Source organism: Wolbachia endosymbiont (group B) of Longitarsus flavicornis, assembly GCF_964028135.1.
Lineage (GTDB): Bacteria > Pseudomonadota > Alphaproteobacteria > Rickettsiales > Anaplasmataceae > Wolbachia.
In genome coordinates, this window is sequence record NZ_OZ034758.1 from 140853 (window position 1) to 159377 (window position 18525).

Genomic DNA, 18525 nt, shown 5'->3' on the forward strand with positions numbered 1-18525 from the left:
GAATTATAAAGTGTTTTCAGGAAGTATAGCTAAAAAAGTTTAATTTACTTACATTCCGCTACTTATTATTAGCCAAGAGGTATCACGTCAGTATGACTTAGGAATGTACTAGATATAAAAGTGCAATATCAAATATATTTTACTAAAAATCAATCAACTTTTCACATGTTTGCTCTTCATAAAAGAAGCTCAATGTTATCGTAGTACCAAGTTTTGCTTCACTTTGAATGTTGAAAGTCCCACCCATTAACTCTACTAATTTCTTGCTTAGAGGTAATCCGATACCTGTGCCTTCGTTTCTATATCCCGAATCTGCTTGGCCAAAAACGGACATAACTTTATATATGTCCTGCTGCATTATCCCTATTCCATTATCATGAAACTCAATAGTTAATAAATTTTTTTCTATATTCTCTTTAATAATCATTCTTATTAAACCACCTTGAGGAGTGAACTTGATTGCATTTGATAACAAATTTATTATAACTTGCTTCATTCTTTTGGGATCGGCGATAACTAATAATTGTTTATCAGATATCTCTTTCTTTAAACTAATACCTGTTTCTTTTAGTTTAGGTGATAACATTTTTAAGCACGAATCTATTATCTTATTCAGATTAAACTTCACTTTCTCTACTGTTAAACTACTTGATTCAGCTTTAGAAAAATCGAGCACATCATTAATCAAAGCAAGTAAATGTGTACCAGCATTATATATATCGTCTACGTATTCCTTGTATTTATAGTGATCTACCGAACCTAAAGTTTCATTTTTGATCAACTTTGCAAATCCAATAATAGCATTAAGAGGTGTACGCAACTCATGTGTAACACTTGCAAAAAATTTTATCTTATTTGCATTTTCTTGCTCTAATGCCTCTTTAACCCTTTGTAATTCAATATTAGTTTTATGCTGCTTGGCTAGCATTTGGGTGTTGGAAAAGTGCAAATAAAGCATTATTAGTATTAAGATAACCAGTAATAAGCCAATTAATATTGAAAATAGACTATATACCATAATATAAGAGTCATTATAGCTTTGAATGATCTTCAAAAAAAATGAAGGCTTAATGTCATCTTCATGAAATATAGGGAAAGTAGAAGTTAATGTATTTCCTGTAGCGTAAAATATTTCTTGATTGCTTAGCAATTTATCAATTTCATCATTTGTAAGCAACTGCTCATAGTCATGACCTTGAGTATTAAAATTACTGAAAATTACTCTGGCATTTTGATCATACAGTATTAAGCTAAAATTTCTTACTTTGCTTACTGATTGTAACAATTCAGCACGCAATTTTACCAACTGGTTTATGTAATCAAAACTGTTATATTTAATATGATGTTTTTCTATTAGTAAATAATGATATTTTTTTATTATACTATTTTCCAATAGATCTTTTAAGTTTGCATTTGAATTACGGTAAAAAGAAAGAAAATTATTCTTTAGTGAATAATTGCGGTATATTGTGCCCAATAAAACCACAAAAATTAATAAGAATAGCGAGATAATTTTTGTATATCTATTTGTTTTTAGTGTAGTAAACATTAATTTACTTAATTTATACATATTCTTCTCATTGTGAAATAACGTCTTTTATGGTATTAATAAAAAATTAGCATATCATACTTTTATGACAATTTCTCCTATCTTGCCAGTTTATTCCCCTATTAACATAAATTTTTCTTATGGCAAAGGTATTTACTTGTATGATATCGATAATAAGCGCTATATAGATTTTCACTCTGGAATAGCTGTTAGCAGTTTAGGTCATGCCAACCCACGATTAACTGATGTCCTAAAATTACAAGGAGAAAAACTATGGCATATATCAAATACCTATAATATATCTACTGCCAACAAATTTGCAGAAAATTTAATAAACAACAGCTTTGCTAATACTGTATTTTTTGCAAATTCTGGATCAGAAGCAGTGGAATGTGGACTTAAAATCGCTAGGGCCTATCAAAATGGAAAAGGTAATAAAAATCGCTATAGAATTCTAACATTTCATGGTGCATTTCATGGAAGGACATTTTTAACTTGTGCAACAAACGATAGACAGAAATTTTCTGAATTACTGAATCCTTATATTGACTGGTGTGATAACATAGAGCCCAATATTGAGAGTGTAAAGAAAGCAATTTCTAATGGCATAGGTGTTATATTAATAGAACCAATACAGGGACAAGGTGGTATTAAAGTAATGAGTGAAGTCTTCATGAAAGAGCTAAGAGAACTATGTAACGAAAACGACATACTGCTATTTTTTGATTGCGTTCAGTGCGGTGCTGGCAGGACAGGAAAGTTATTTGCATATGAACACATAGGAATTAAGCCTGACATATGTGCTCTTGCAAAAGGAATAGGAGGAGGTTTCCCTCTGGGGGCTTGTCTTGCAACTGAAAAGGTTGCTAAGTACATGGCGATCGGTATGCATGGTTCTACTTTTGGTGGTAATCCACTTGCAACTTCAGTAGGTAATGCTGTATTGGATGAATTGCTCAGCCCTGGCTTCTTAGAAAATGTTGAAGTTAGAGGTAAGTCTTTAAAAAACAAACTAGAGGACTTAGCAAGCAAGTTTCCAATGATAGAAGAAGTGAGAGGGAAAGGGTTGATGCTAGGAATAAAAGTAAAAATGAATAACCAAAAATTTGCAGAAGAGCTAAGTCACCGTGGTTTACTTACTGTTGGAGTAACATCAGATAATGTTCTAAGAATCTTGCCTCCACTCATTATCACTGAAAAAGAGATTGATGAAGGCATTGAAATTCTCACTCAGTATTTATCTGAAAAGTTCTAGTTAAAAACTAAACCTTCCTGCTCACTAGTTGTTGGCTGTATCAAAATTGCAGATAAAGCAGTAGCTACAACTTTATCAGCTACTTCATTTGTACACTTTGCCTTTTCCTGTTCTCTTATCAGTGTAAGCTCATTTATATCACTTAGTGAGTCAAATTTTGTTGCATCTTCAAATATAAAAGATTGCACGGCACTCTTCTCAACACCTAAGAAAGCACCATTACCAAACGATAATGCCACATCTAATAACTTCTGCATTAAACTGTTTTTAACAATGAATTTAAATAGCTCCTCTAACACAACTGGCACTCCAAAAGTAAAAAATGCTCCTCTCACTAAATAGGTTGTTATTTCATATAACAATGCACCACACAAGAGTGCCAGTGGTCCAAATACTATAAAACCGCAAAGTAAAGGCAATGGCATGGTCTGACCTGATGATATTCTACCTATAAGCTCCATTGAAATTATAAACCCAATAAGTAACATAGCTCTACCTAGATATGTCCTTTCTTTAAAGCGTTTGTTAAAGTTTTTCTCACGTAACTTAGAAAAATCATTGTTAACTCTGACTTCAAAAATATTATGGTTGATTTTTAATTTTAGCTCTAAGTCCTCTATTCCATGATGCCACTTATGACACCTTACAATTTCATCAATTATCGTACTAACTTGATTATTGATTTTGTATAATTTGCTTTCTTGATATAAGTTGCCTTGATAATATTTTTCTCTCAAGTCTACACAATTTAAATTCTTTAAATCACATAAAAAATCTTTGATTTCTTGTGCCATTTTATTAGCATCATCTTCGTAGCCTACAGCTTTCAAAATTGTTACCAAGTGTTTATTTTCAATTTGAGCAATTGTTCTATCTAATGCACATATATATTGCTTGGATTGAAAATATGAGATGATTTTTTCTTTACATCTATCCTCATTGCCTTCGTACAAACTATTTCTTTTGAAACTGCTGTCATGTTCTTTGGCAATTTCTAATGCATGAACCAATACATTTTGCGCCTTCACACTACTTTCACAGTGACAGTTTCTGATTATGTGTACATACGCTCTTGCACTGGTATCTCCAGATTTATCTATATTGTACGCTTTAGCCAAAAAGACTAAATAGTCAAACCCTGCCCAAAGATAATACATTACCTTTGTTATAGCACTCCCCACAGAAAATAAAGCTGAGCGTGTGCAAGATAATTTACCGTTGTTTTTAATTCTGTTCTCATATGAACGAAGGTATGCCTCTGTACTTTTTAAAATCCTATGTAAATCTTGTTCTGTCTTTTTGACATCAAAATCATTTATATCATGAACTTTTTCATACGTTTCTTTTATCAAATCACTAGAAAACTTCTTCAGAGCTGAATCATCAATATTTCCTAATGCATCAATATTTTTACTAATATAGATTTCTATTTTTCTTCCAAGTTCTTCTCCCATTCTATTTTTTAGCAACTTATTGTATTTATTAGTAGCTGGAAACAAAACTTTCTGACAAAATTTCTGTGGTTCGTTTTGAAAATTTGCTAAGATCTTATTCACAAATAGCTCAACTTTTTCACCTGCAGCAGCGAAAAACCATGATTGTCTGCTCTCATTACGCTCTCTATTTCTTCCAAGATTCTGTAGGGCTTCAGATGGATTATTGAACTGACTAACCGAATCTGCAAATATTGATGCAACATGATTATATTCACTATCAAATCCACGACCTTTCGATCCATCTATAACCGTTGTCAACGCATATTTAGCCAATGAATCAAAATCTCTTTTTTCATAATCACAATAAAGAGTTCGATATCCACCTATCTGATTACGTATTATCGCTGAAAAGAGTCTGTTTTCTCCAATACCAAGATCATTTTTCCCAATTCCTGCAAAGATACATTTATTTTGTTTGCAGAAATCAATGAGACTATGTAGTATACCTTCCTCTCTTTCCATGAGGTCATGGAGCTCTTTGCTTAAGCGCCAATTATCAACTATTAAGCTGCATTGCTCATTATCACTTTTACTCAATGCTTCAATTACTGTCTTTATTTGCGGTAAGAGCTCATCTCTAGCAAATTGCTCACTAAAGCCTTTTCTCTCTAGGTAGCTTATAATATTGTTATCATTAGTGGTGCTAACATTCTTTTTAACATCTTCTATCAATTCACTCAAACCTTCTCTTCTTTTTTTATCTAAAGTAATATTATCACACTTCATTAAATATGAGAGAGTAAGATCGATCATTGAATGCATTACTCTATATTTTAGATATTCAGCAGTACTACTGAAATCCACCTTTTCTTTTAATTCAGATATCTGCTCTTCTGTCAGACTAGGATGTTGCTTTTTAACGCAGCTTATAAAGTTCGCTTCGCGTAACTTGAGCCTATAGTCTTGATAAGATATCCCTTCAGGCTGAAATTTATTATACACTTCATAACGTGTACTACCTTCATATACTAAATTATCTCTACCCTGCAACGCAAAGTTAAGATTAACTATACTATTTACATCATCAGCTAAAAGCAGAGCACTTTCTCCAATTGGGCTTTGCACATTCCATCTTATAGAAGTTAATAAATCATTGGTATCAACAAGCTTATTGTAATTAAAAACTTCTTCGCTCTCTTCAACATACTCATGAGCTGGACTGGATTTTTCTCTAGTGAACAAGCTACGCACGTTAGCAAGAAACCTAGAGAGTAGTTCTCTTGATTCTACTCCAGTTGCTTTAGTTAGCACCCACCAAACTGGCAACATTACCATACCAAATATAAACATAGAAATTGTATAGTATAGCTGCCCAATCAAAGCAGAATACAGCCAATAATTTGAAGTTATACCAATTATTGCAGCAACATTACTATTTATAACAGGAAATAATGTAATCATAGGTATTATAGTAACAGCAATATTCACTACAAATGCTAGAGTGAAATTTGTTCTCCTATTGGTTTTTGCAATAACACTTGCTGTTTCGATGGCGTTTGCAATACAACGTCTACTCAATCTTGTCGGGCTGATAACTTTTCCGCATCTATTTAAAATCCTTCTCTTTGGTGTTGCAGTGAGGTAAGTTGTAGGATGCTTCTCATCAAGTTTGCACATGTTCTCAAAAGCTTGCTGCTTGTTAATACTGTCTGCTTCATCAACACTAATCCACAACTTAGCATTTTTGTCTTCAAACTTTTGATCATGTAAAAGCAGGTCATGTGTCACTATAATTGTCATAGGTTCAGTTGACTGCAGTGCATTTTTAATTTCCTCAGCAGTTTTAGGTGTTCTAATGTTTACAGTAAATGCACTACTCATCATTTTTTTAGCTTGATTCACTAGGTCACTACTTGGTACTGCAACCAGATGATGAAACCCTGCTTGGGTTAGTACATGACTCAGTATTCCAATATCGTAAGTCTTGCCAAACCCAGTTTCTGCATCGATCATAACATTACAGTTAGTAGTAGAAGGGTTGCGTAGATGTTCTAATACCCCTTCAACAACAGGTTTACGACGTGCTACTATTATAGATTCCTTTGTATCATCAAGTTTTATAGATTCACCTTGCAACTTACAGTTGATTTCTTCTAAGCCACTTATAATACTTTGCTTTTCTTGATTGCTGATAGAACTCACACATTATCCACTATAATTATCACAATATTAATTGTATGTTAATTCAGTAAATTGTCAATTCTATAGACAAAAAGCTGATTTCAACTATCATATTAATATGAATATATGCCTCGGAATAATTACTTCTCCCCATGGAATCAAAGGAGCTGTTAAGATAAAAACCTTTACTGAAAAGCCCGAAAATATTTTCCTATATGGTGAACTAATAAGCGGAAGTGAAAATTATAAAATAAGCTTGGTGTCTGTTGTCAGTAATAATTTAGTAATAGCAACAATTAGCGGTGTGAACTCCCGTAATGAAGCAGAACTTTTAAGAAATAAAAAGTTATATATAGAGAGAAATAAGCTACCACAATTAAATGATGAGGATGAATTTTACCAAAATGATCTTGTGAATATGGAAGTAAGATTAGAAAGTAATGAATTATATGGCTATGTGAAGTCTGTACATAATTTTGGCTCAGGGGATATATTAGAAATTTTGGTTATCAGCACAAAAAAAAACATTATGCTATCTTTCACTAAAGAAATATTTCCATACATCAACATGAAGGAAAGATATATAGTAATCAACATGCCAGAATTCATTGGCCAATAAAAATTTTGATATTTGTATAAAGTTATTTATAATAATCAGACCAAATTAAAAGTGTAATTATGGCAGAAAGGGCTAATGATATCAGGCCAGGTCAGGTACTAGAACATAACGGTGGTTTATTTTCGGTTATAAGTATTATGCATACTCAACCTGGTAAGGGTGGTGCTTACATACAAGCCGAAATGAAAAATATCAAAACTGGAGCAAAGCACTATGAAAGATTCTGCTCTGATGCAACAATCAGAAGGGCAATTTTAGATGAAGAGGAATATGTTTATCTCTTTACTGAAGGGAATATCGTAAATCTTATGCATCCAAGTAATTACGAGCAGATTGTTATAAATTTAGACTTATTAGGAGAAAAGAAGTCTTATTTGCAAGATAATATGAAAATTAAATTAGTAACTTATCAAGATAAAATAATTTCTGCACATGTGCCTGATCACGTTACACTAACTGTAAAAGAAACAGAGTCTGTTATCAAAGGGCAGACTGTTACTGCTTCTTATAAGCCTGCAATTTTGGAAAACGGAATACGCGTTAACGTGCCTCAATTTATAAAAGAAGGTGATAAAATTGTAGTACATACTCCTGATAACAGCTATTACGAAAGAGTGAAAGAGTAAATGGCAATTTCATCACCACGAATCAATGTGATGCTTGATTCTGTACGCAGTGCCTCCAAGCAGCTTATACGTGATTTTAATGAATTGCAAATTTCAAGCGTTAAGTCAGCAGACTTTATCAATAAAACTTATTCGAAATCCAAGCAACTTATGTACGATTGCTTGAAAAACTATAACCAGAACTATGACTTTATTTTTGAAGACAATGTAGGCCAAGATCTAAAAGAAGGCAGTTATACTTGGTTTATTATGCCTATAGAAGGCAAGGAAAACCTTTTTAGTTGTATGGTTTATTTTGCAGTATCAGTTTGTCTCATTCATAAAAACAGAGTTGTAGCAGCTGTGATTGATGCTCCAGCCCTTAGAGAAACTTTCTGGGCAGAGGAAAAGAAAGGAGCTTTTCTTGAAGATTTCAAATCTCGCCATGTAAAAATGCGGATGAAAGCTCGTGAAGGGGGAATAATAGACATAAGTGGTAATTTGTTAAATAAATTACCACTTGACAATAATAATCTACGCTCCCTTGGCTCAACGGTACTAGGTTTTGCATATCTTGCTGCCGGAAGATACAATGGAATAATTTACTCTGGAATTAATAAATATAAAACTTCACTCGGTAGGCTTTTTCTGCAAGAAAGCGGTGGGAGATTAAGGGAAGATAACGCGCTTGTCATTGCTGGAGATATAAACTAAAGTTCATTCAAAAGAGCAAAAGTCACGTAGTGAAAATAATAAATGGTCTTACCTACCCCTCATTGCAGCAGGGTGGCAAAATAAGATAGACGAGAAAAGACAACTATAGGAACAAATAGGTGTCATTCCAGCACGTGACACTAGAATCCAGATTGTTTAGACTGGATCCTATGGTCAAGCCATAGGATGACAAAAGAGTAAACTTTACCTGTGTGAGCTATAGATCCCAGTGTTAGCTACTTTCATGACAAGAAATAAAGCACTGATTTTGTACATTAACCATGCTTTTAAATAGATACCTTATTCTTGGCAACTTTAAACTCAACAACAGACACAAACAGACAATTTCTCAAAAACTTTTACAAGAGATTTTGTTAAATGCTCTATCATTTCATTTGTATGGTAAGGCGTAGGAGTAATACGGAAGCGCTCAGTCCCCTTTGAAACTGTTGGGTAATTTATATGTTGTACATATATTCCATACTCATCAAATAACAATTTTGATGCTTTTTTGGACAACTCAGGATCGCCAATTATGATTGGAATTATATGAGTTTCTGTTTGCATAAAATTCACTCCTGCGTTTCTCAGTGAGTCTTTTACCTTTTCAACAGACTGCTTTTGCTTCTCTCTTTCAACATTGCTCGATTTTAAATGCTCAACGCTTGCCTTTGCTGCTGCTGCTAAAACGGGTGACATAGCAGTAGTAAAAATAAATCCTGGGGCTGAACTTCTTATTACATCCACCAAGCTCTTTGAAGACGCTATATATCCACCCATCACTCCAAAAGCCTTTGATAATGTACCCTGAATAACAGTTATTCTATCCATCAAACCTTCTCTTTCTGCAATTCCGCCACCGCGCGGTCCATACATGCCAACTGCGTGTACCTCATCCAAATAGGTAATTGCATTATACTGATCTGCTAGATCACATATCGCTTCAAGCGGTGCTACATCACCATCCATTGAGTATACAGATTCAAGTGCTATTATTTTCGGCGTTTTTATATCTATAGACTTTAGCAACTGCTCTAAGTGATCAACATCATTATGCCTAAATATGTGCTTCGGTCTTTTTCCTGATTTTATACCTTCTATCATTGAAGAGTGATTTTTCTCATCTGAAAAAATTACCACGCCCGGAATAACAGACGATAAAGTACTAAGTGTAGTTTGGTTGGCAAGATAGCCACAAGCAAAAGTTAAAGCAGCTTCTTTTTGATGCAAGTCAGCCAAAGACTTCTCGAGCTCAACAACTTCCTTTGTTGTACCTGATATATTTCTTGTTCCTCCAGCACCAACAGATGAATTTTGAATAGCAGCAATGACACTATCGTTTTGTGACATTCCCAGATAATTATTACTGCACCAGACAATAACCTCTCTATTTCTTTCATAATCCATAATATAGGGAAGTTTGCCAGGTAATGACGCAAAATGCGTAAATTCACGATAGCGCCCTTCTTCTTTTATATCTTTGATTTTATTTAAGAATATTTTTTCGTAGTCTACCAAGTTTTTATCTATTAACAATCAATATAATTATAATAAATTATTAAATGATAGACTACTATATTTATTACTTAGACTGACATTCTTCTGTCTGCATAACCTTTTTGACCTGATTATCCTCAACTAAGCTTTTAGGTCTATAGCAGTACGTAATTGTAGCTGCAATAAGACAACAAACTGCAACTGCTATTCCTATTGCTAACATTTCCAAGTAAACTGCAACAGCTGCTCCTAAGGCAGTAACAGTTATTGCAAGCGCAGAAGCAGCTACGACATACTTTTTTGTGTTTTGTGGACCATTCTTTGAATTGCTTGGTACGGTTGCTGAATAACCCCAAGATTCCATAAGTTCCAAAAATTCCTTATTTCCTCGTTTTTTTGCTATATCTAAAGAGTTTCCTTTCCAAAAAGCATCTAGTGGATTATTAATAATTGGATTATTTTCTAAATATGGACTTGTACCGTTGTCTAGTAGCAATTTTGCAGATTTTTTATGCCCTTCATTTATTTCTTGATTATAAGCTATAACATGCAACGCAGTACCAATATCCCTACTTTGTGTATTAGTATACTTTTTTTTATCTTTTGCTGCACCTATCAAAATGGCAACTACATCAGAATGACCATTATCAGCAGCTAAGTGCAGTGCAGTTTCACCATTATTATTCTGTAAATAAAGATCTGCCTTTTTTTGTAAAAGTAATTCCACCATTGCCGAATTACCTTCTGCAGAAGCGTACATCAAAGGAGTAAAGTTATGCCGGTCTTTAGCATCAACTGTTGCACTACGCTCTATTAGCAATTCTGCAACATCTAAATGTCCACTATATGCTGCTTCATGTAAAGGAGTTACTCTGCTGCCTGTACTGCTTACTGAATTAACATTTGCGTCATTATCAAGTAAAAGCTTCACAAAATCTTTATGACCACTCTTGGCAGCTAAATGAAGTGCAGTGTAACCACCTACTTTTGTTTTTGATTTAATCTCAATATTTGCACCACATTCTAGTAAACGCCTGCCAAGCTCAACATCACCTTTTTGTGCTGCAACGTGTAAACGAATAAATCCATCATTATCATAATCTGTGAAACGTTCATTAATATCGTCTAGTAAACTTTCCCTACCAGCTTTTAATTCCTCAGGAATGATAAGTGTTACTTTACCATTTTCATACTCTACTTCACCATTATGAAATTTAAGTGTGAATCTAAGTAAACTGTCTAATTCACATATCTCCTTCTCTGGCTCATCATAATTGCGTGCCACCATTGATGACTTATAGTTAATGCGTACATAATTCTCATTAGAACAATCGATGTACATAGTCTTCTTATCAGAATCGCTAGAAAGTACCTGATATTTTATTAATATACTATGCATTCGGATAGCAAGGAAAGCCATATACCCCGCTTGATTACAACTTGTAGTTAATTCCTCTATGAGGGAATCATTCGGAACCTCTACTTTAGCATGTTTAAAAATTTCCGTAAAAACATACTTTGCAAACAGACGTTTATCATCTCCCTCATTATATTTATCATATAACCCTTTAATGAAACTATTATCTATAGTGCGATCATTGATTACAAAAAAATCCGTTCTATATAGGTCTTGATAAGCTGTGTTACCAGACTTTACATCTTCATTATTCTCATCTGCCTTTACTTGACCCAGCAGAGATTGTGTTAGCTGAAATTCTAACGTAGTTACTGCACTAGATTTAGTATCAGAATTATTAACGCCAGATTCCTCTTGACTTTCATTACCTGAATCCTCAGAACGACGGCGCTCTTTTTCCTCTCGTTCTAAAATTTCAAACTCTTCTTCAGTTCCCGAATCCCTAGAATCTGATTTCTTTAAAATTTTGTTTGATTCCTGTGATACAAAATCTGAACCTAACATGTTTTTCCTCACTAATTAGTAGCTAAGCTAAGTGTAGCATTAAATGGCAATTTTGTCAACTTAGCAAGCATCTCTTCGTAGTCTACCAAGTTTTTATCTATTAACAATCAATATAATTATAATAAATTATTAAATGATAGACTACTATTTCTTAACTTGCTTCTACAGCAGCATTACGAACAACCTCCTCAACATCTGGTCCTTTAAGTGGACCTGGAGGTGCCTTATTATAATAATGTACAGCTATAGCAGCGACTATACAGAAAGCTCCAATGCCTGCCGCTACTCCTGCTACCAGCAAACTAGTACCGAGAACAAAATATGCAACTGGTGCAGCAGCTAATGAAAGTACTCCAGTTACTGCAAACATCCATGTAGCCACAGTAGGCCATTTAACGCTATTCTCTTTTGTGTAAATTTTGTTGCTATTACTAGCTTGCTTATTAGCTACTGATTTTGGTTGTATATTTTCGTTAGCAACTTGTTCTACATGCTTGGCGGGTTTATTAGAAGTTTGCTCTTTTCTGTTATTATCAATTGATATTACGGTATTAACACTTTCATTTGCAAAACCTAATGATGATGATTGAGGTAGAACAGTAAAATCTTCTTCATTGTGTGCAGTACCACATTGACTTTCGGGAATAGGCGATGTACCCTCATCTACAGCTGTAGGTATTGTCAAATTCTGATTATCTTTTTCGTCATTTAGATCATCAGACTTTCCCTCAGTGACCATTGAAGGCATTTCTGCTGCAGTTTCAGGTACTTCTGTTTCAGAAATAATATCAAACGAAGGAGAATCTGAAGAAATTCTAGGAGAATCGTCACTTTCAAGTTTAGAAAAATCATCATCTTCAGAACTCAGTGATGGTGAATCCGGCTCGCTTTCTTTACGCTCCACTACAGGAATTTCTTGGCTACTTGCAGTAGCAGCTATATTACCACTCACTGATAATGCAGCAACATGCTCGAACTCTTTTTCAAGAAATATTTTAATTTTTGCGAGCTTGCTTTGAGATAGTTTATCTTTCTTACCAACTTCCTTCTTATTAGCGTCTTCTAAGGCTTTATTCAAGATTTGCTTTGTGTCTACACTATTGTCCTCTTTCCTTACCTTTTCCACTAAAGACATTACTTCTTCATAATTAAGAGCGAAGATAGCATTAGACAATTTCTCTTCTATATTTTTAGGCATTTTACCCCTCCTATAATTATTATTATCTATAGTTTCTTCTATTGAAACCTTTTTATTATTCATAATATTTTCTTCTTTATCAACAATACTCCTTTGTGGCCGTTGATTATCAATATTTTTGGATTCTGGATCTTTTTTAATATTTAAATGCAAAGGTGTTTTATCATCTAAACCTTCAAGAAATTTTGTGATTTTTGATTCACTAGAAGATTTTTCCCTGTTTTCTTTCCTTACCAAATATAAACTTTTTGTTCCTACCAGATCTAAAGCTGTTTTGCCATCTCTATCTTGAATGTTCCAATCAGCTCCCTTGTTTACAAGTAATTTTACTATTTCAAATTTATCATGGTAAGCAGCCCAATGTAAAGCTGTTCTGCCATGCCTCTCATCTTGAATATCAATCTCAGCGCCATTTCCAATAAGCAAGCCCATTAATTCTAAATTATTACGTTCCACAGCCCAATGCAAAGGTGCATGCCCTGAATTGTCTATACTATTAATATCAGCAATTTTATGATTAATAATAGTCTTTGCTACATCTATAAAATCTTGTTGTATAGCATAGTGCAAAAATTTTTCTGACATATCAGAAACTCTAGACCTGGCTTCAGTATCTTTAAATTTATCTAATACCGCTTTCACGCATTCTTGATTACGAATAGACAACGCCCTTCGAAGTTTTTCACATATGCTATGCCAAGGTAGAATAGTACTTCGATTTTTTTCCAAATCTTCTAATAAAAGCTTAGTATAGCGCTGTCCACCAACACCAATAAGTAGCCTATCGAGACCTTCATCTTGCGTAAATAATATACTTTTATGCTTTTCTGCATACCTTTCCACAAGTGTGTCATCAGCTGCAATGGCTAGTAGTGAAAGCTCTTTTACTGAATAATTATAATAACCATTTGTTTCATCATAGCTATTATTCAACAGCACATTGTGCATATGATCAGTCAAATTAAGCTGTTGAGAGCAAAAATCCTTCAAATTACCACAATTCAAATCAGTAATAAATCTATCGCTTTCCTCTATATTATTTATAGTTTTATCTAAACCTGTGTAATCACCATAATTTTTTGCTTTATTTATAACGTCTATTAATCCATCAAAGGTTAAATTTTCAGGGATAATGGTAAATTCTTCTTCATTATGCCTTGGTTCTATATTAACCTGATCTTGAGGCCAAAATAACTCTGTTGCTACAACTGCTGTAACTTCTGCAACACCTACCAATACATTCGCAACATTACCTAAAATGCCTGGATCAGTAACTACTTTGTTTGCTACTTCACTACTATCAGATGAACTCTCAGTAATAGACAAGTCTTCAGCAGCAAATGACTTAGGTCCTTCATTCATATTTTTCTCAAGAGTCTCTGTAATTCTATTATCCTCATCTTCGAAATGCCTATTTATTTCATCTAACAAACTTTTGCCATCAGCTTTGTAATTCTCTAATTGTTCAGGAATGGCAAATGTTACTTTGCCGTTTTCATACTCTACCTTACTATCTCGAAACTTAAGGGTGAACTCTAAAATAGCATCAACCCTGCATATTTCCTTATTCGTATCAAGTTCTCTAACAGGCATACTTGGACAATACTGAATATTGAGAGAACCTTGGCTATTATATACAATACTTATCTTTCTATCGTTGGCATGAGGCAAGCTTAGTTTATGCTTAGAGAATATAGGAGAGAGCTGCATTAACAAAGAGCCATCATAACCAGCCTGATTGCAACTAGTAATTAATTCTTCTAATAGATTATCATTTGGAATTTCTGCTTTAGCATGTTCAAACATTTTTGTAAAAACATGTTTTGCGATTTGGCATTGGTCATTTTGATTACATTTATCACGAAGCTGGCTAACGAAATTCTTGTCTATAACTTGACTATTAATTACAAAATCCATCCTGGGTAGGTCTTTGTAAGCTTGCTTGCCAGAATTTGCATCCCTATTATTCTCACTTGCCTTTACTTGACTTAGCAGAGATTGTGTTAGTTGAAACTGTAACGTAATTGGTACACTAGGTTCAACATCAGAATCCCTCACATCAGCTTCTTCTTGACTCTCATCACCTGAATCTCCAGAGTAGCGACGCTCCTTAATTTCTTCTCGCCCTAAAATTTCAAACTCCTCTTCAGTGCCTGAATCTCCAGAATGGCGTCGCTCACTTTCTCCTGCAGTATCTACTGCTGGCGGCATGAGCCCACCAAGTAAATTCCACCCCATGTTTTACCCCCTAATTATTAGCTAAGTTAATTATAGCATTAAACAGAAATTTTGCCAAGCAAATTATTGAGTCTTTTAGCAAACAGACTTACGTCTTCCATCTCTTCACCTTCCACTATACAAGCTTGATAGAACAATAAGTAAATCATATCTCCAAGTGTTGGATTTTCACCATTTTCAGCGTGAGATTCCATTATGTTTCTTATCAAAGGATGCTTAATGTTAATTTCAAGTACTTTTGGCGTGCGGTAATTTAGCTGCTTCTGTTCACGTAAAAAACGCTCCATACGGAGATCCATAGTTCCTTCATCAACTGCTAGACACACAGGACTATCGGTTAATTTCTTAGAGATCTTTACACTTTTTACTAAGCTTCCAAGAACCTTGGTGAAGTATTCGAGTATAGAATCCGCGTTTTCTTCGCTTTTGTTTTCATCTGATTTATTTTCTTCATCTTTCTTACCTTCTTCTGAAGAGAATTTTTCTAAATCAACATCTGCACGAGTTACAGACTTAAATTTTTGATCTTTATATTCATGAATTACGCTAGTCCAGAAATCATCAACTGGATCAACAAATAGAAGCACCTCCAATCCCTTACTGACAAATCCTTCAAGTTGTGGACTGTTTTTCACTGAATCGAGACTATTACCTGTGAGATAGTAGATATGTTCCTGTTCAGGCTTCATTCTGCTTATATAATCATCAATGCTAACTAGCTTACCATCACTGGTGCTATGAAATCTGCAAATGGAAAGCAATGCTTCTCTTTCATCAGTTGGCATAGCTTCGCAAAGACCTTCTTTTAACACCGCACCAAAATTGCCCCAGAATTTTGTATATTCCTCTAAATTCTCTTTTGCTTTTTTGCCGAGCTCTGATATTATGCGCTTAGTTAAAGATTTCCTAATCTGCTCAACTACACGATTATTTTGCAGTGTTTCTCTGCTGATATTGAGAGGCAAATCTGGTGAATCAACCACACCTTTCAAGAAACGCAGGTATTGTGGTATAATTTGTACATTATCTTCAGTAATAAATACTTTATTGACATATAACTTTACAGAGCAGCGTCTATCTGGATGAAACAAATCATAAGGCTTGATAGAAGGAATATAAAGCAAATTCGTATATTCTATTGCACCTTCATTTTTATTATGCAGTATCATCCAAGGCTCACCACCTACATGCGCAACACCGCGGAAGAAGTCGTTGTGCTCTTCTTGAGTAACGTCATTTTTTGGCTTAGTCCAAATTGCAGCTTTGCTGTTTAATTTTTCACTTTTTCCCTCTTCATTTACAAACTCAACGGGAAAATTTATGTGGTCAGAGTAAGTAGTAACAATGTTTTCAATACGGAATTTGTCTAAAAATTCGCTTTCTTCAGGACGCATGATGAGCGTAATTTTTGTGCCACGAGAGATTTGACCATCTAATTTGCTGATTGAATACTCTCCATCTCCTTTAGATTTCCACACCCAAGACTCTTCTTCTCCGGCTTTCCTTGATTCTACTATAACTTCTGAAGCAACCATGAAGCTTGAATAAAAACCAACACCAAACTTTCCAATCAGCTCTACAGCTTGGCTCGAATCTTTATTATTCTTAATTGCATCCAAGAATTTTTGCGTACCAGAACTTGCAATCGTGCCAAGATTATCTATTAAATCTTGCCTGTTCATGCCAATTCCATTGTCGGTTATATACAGCTCATTCTTATCTTTACTGGAGCTAATAGTAATCTTCAACTCATCACTTGAATCTAATAAATCAGCATTTAATTGTGATTCATAGCGCAATTTATCACATGCATCTGATGCATTTGATATTAACTCACGCAAGAAAATATCCTTATTAGTATAAAGTGAATGAATTACTATATTTAGTACTTTGCCTACTTCAGCGTCAAATTTTAAACTTTCAGTTTCTTGTATGTTGTGCATTTTGAGCTCCATTATTAGCCTGCTATTCTAATAATTTAAGTATTGCACAGCGATCTTTCAAGGTCATATATGCTAAAATTTATGTGAGCCAATTTGTCATGCAAGCTGAAATGATAAGAAGAGGGTTCTGTTCCACAATTCTCTTTATTCTTAGAATAAGATATCTCTTATTTGCTTCAAAGATTTGTGAGTCTTTGATTCTTTTTCTTTAAAAGTAGTCTCAAGAGAAGTTTTAAGCTTTTCCCATTCTTCCTGACCGTTTAGAATCAAAGCGCTCTCAATCTTCTCCAGTGCTTTCTGAGGTGATGAATATAATTCCTCATACAAATTAGTGTTTACTGACTGTAGTATTACTAAAAATGTAAATAAATTCGGATCAATTTTCGCATAACATAGCTTTATTTTCTTTACGCAGTATTCTATTGCCTGCAATGATAATGAGAAGCTTTCTGCATAAAATATAAAGCTATCTATAATTAAGCTCTTTGATTTTTTCGGCAATTCAATATTTTGAAACAGCTTTCTTGTAAATTTCTCTATTGGCTGTTTTGGCAAATGCAAAGAGAGATCAGTAAAAGATTTTAGGCTGAAATTTGGTCCAAGTATTGTGCTGATTGCTCTTTGCACGTTACTTTTATCTTGACTAACAGAGATAATGAAAACCAGTCCCTCAACATCAAGCATGTACTTTATGGATTCTAAAAAATCGACAATGAATTTAGGACGGCATATATCAAGATTATCGACCATTATATAAATGTTTTTGTCTTTCCTGATTTTATTAACCACATCTGCTAGTTGTATCTTAAAGTCTCTAATGTTCTCTTTTCTCCTTTGGAGAAGATTTAATTCACCCAAGACAAAACCAATGTCTTTCTTATCAGCCTCTTTTGCAGCATCGAGAAATACTGAAAGCATAGCAAGTGGAGATTTACTGATTAGCTTTCCCAATGTATTGAGAGAAAATAGTTCTTGGTTTATGTTTTTGAACTGCTGTATAACACTCCTTTTTACTTTGTATGATGCGAATAGATCCTCAAACAGGAAATGCAAAAAAGAAGGCAATGGTTGATCTAGCGCACTAATATCCCATGCGCTGTAATAAGCTGCAATTTCATTTTGCTGCCCTAGATCCTTTACCCATTCTTTCAAAAAAAATGTCTTACCCCACTTATCATATCCTTCTAATGATAGGATTGAAAAAGACTTATCAATTGTCTTAATTATAGAACTAAATTTACTTGCAACTTGCTTATAGCCTAAGCAATCACCTTCCCAAGTTGTTACCTTGGGTAGATGTTCCGTTTCTTTTTTTCTGAAGGTTATTAGGGATGTAAGTTTTTTTAAGCACATAAGACTCTTACACTAT

At 34.1% G+C, this 18525-nt stretch carries 11 protein-coding genes; 4 read left to right on the forward strand and 7 right to left on the reverse strand.

Going from position 1 to position 18525, the window contains the following annotated elements; genetic code table 11:
• Window positions 1–142: 142 nt before the first annotated feature.
• Entirely contained in the window at window positions 143–1570 is a 1428-nt protein-coding gene (locus ABWU45_RS00740; RefSeq protein WP_353278649.1) for a sensor histidine kinase, read from the reverse strand.
• Between the two features lie 64 nt (window positions 1571–1634).
• Here ABWU45_RS00740 and ABWU45_RS00745 point away from each other — a divergent pair, with 64 nt between their 5' ends.
• The gene (locus ABWU45_RS00745) at window positions 1635–2804 is read left to right on the forward strand and encodes an aspartate aminotransferase family protein (RefSeq protein WP_353278651.1); all 1170 of its coding nucleotides are present in this window, start codon (window positions 1635–1637) and stop codon (window positions 2802–2804) included.
• Here the strand turns inward: ABWU45_RS00745 and ABWU45_RS00750 are convergent.
• The gene (locus ABWU45_RS00750; protein ID WP_353278653.1) at window positions 2801–6442 is read right to left on the reverse strand and encodes a DEAD/DEAH box helicase family protein; all 3642 of its coding nucleotides are present in this window, start codon (window positions 6440–6442) and stop codon (window positions 2801–2803) included. The two genes, ABWU45_RS00745 and ABWU45_RS00750, sit on opposite strands and share 4 nt — an antisense overlap.
• A 97-nt stretch (window positions 6443–6539) precedes the next feature.
• Between ABWU45_RS00750 and rimM the strand changes: the two genes are divergently transcribed.
• From rimM to ABWU45_RS00765, 3 genes are read left to right on the forward strand one after another with little or no spacing between them, the layout of a single operon-like run.
• On the forward strand, window positions 6540–7040 hold the full coding sequence (gene rimM / locus ABWU45_RS00755; protein ID WP_007302194.1) for a ribosome maturation factor RimM: 501 nt from the start codon (window positions 6540–6542) through the stop codon (window positions 7038–7040).
• 59 nt (window positions 7041–7099) lie between these two features.
• Window positions 7100–7666 carry an elongation factor P gene (gene efp, locus ABWU45_RS00760; protein ID WP_353278654.1) on the forward strand — a complete coding sequence of 189 codons (567 nt, stop codon included), beginning with the start codon at window positions 7100–7102 and terminating at the stop codon, window positions 7664–7666.
• On the forward strand, window positions 7667–8359 hold the full coding sequence (locus ABWU45_RS00765) for an inositol monophosphatase family protein (protein ID WP_211907536.1): 693 nt from the start codon (window positions 7667–7669) through the stop codon (window positions 8357–8359).
• A gap of 321 nt (window positions 8360–8680) precedes the next feature.
• Here ABWU45_RS00765 and hemA read toward each other — a convergent pair whose 3' ends face one another.
• From hemA to ABWU45_RS00790, 5 genes are all read right to left on the reverse strand, one after another.
• A complete protein-coding gene (gene hemA / locus ABWU45_RS00770; RefSeq protein ID WP_214303449.1) occupies window positions 8681–9877 on the reverse strand; it encodes a 5-aminolevulinate synthase in 1197 nt (398 codons plus the stop codon).
• A 64-nt stretch (window positions 9878–9941) separates the two neighbouring features.
• On the reverse strand, window positions 9942–11777 hold the full coding sequence (locus ABWU45_RS00775; RefSeq protein WP_353278655.1) for an ankyrin repeat domain-containing protein: 1836 nt from the start codon (window positions 11775–11777) through the stop codon (window positions 9942–9944).
• Between the two features lie 151 nt (window positions 11778–11928).
• Window positions 11929–15213: an ankyrin repeat domain-containing protein gene (locus ABWU45_RS00780; RefSeq protein WP_353278657.1), complete on the reverse strand. Its 3285-nt coding sequence runs from the start codon at window positions 15211–15213 to the stop codon at window positions 11929–11931.
• 38 nt (window positions 15214–15251) lie between these two features.
• The gene (htpG, locus tag ABWU45_RS00785; RefSeq protein ID WP_353278659.1) at window positions 15252–17156 is read right to left on the reverse strand and encodes a molecular chaperone HtpG; all 1905 of its coding nucleotides are present in this window, start codon (window positions 17154–17156) and stop codon (window positions 15252–15254) included.
• Between the two features lie 150 nt (window positions 17157–17306).
• On the reverse strand, window positions 17307–18509 hold the full coding sequence (locus tag ABWU45_RS00790; RefSeq protein WP_353278661.1) for a P-loop NTPase fold protein: 1203 nt from the start codon (window positions 18507–18509) through the stop codon (window positions 17307–17309).
• Between the last annotated feature and the right edge of the window lie 16 nt (window positions 18510–18525).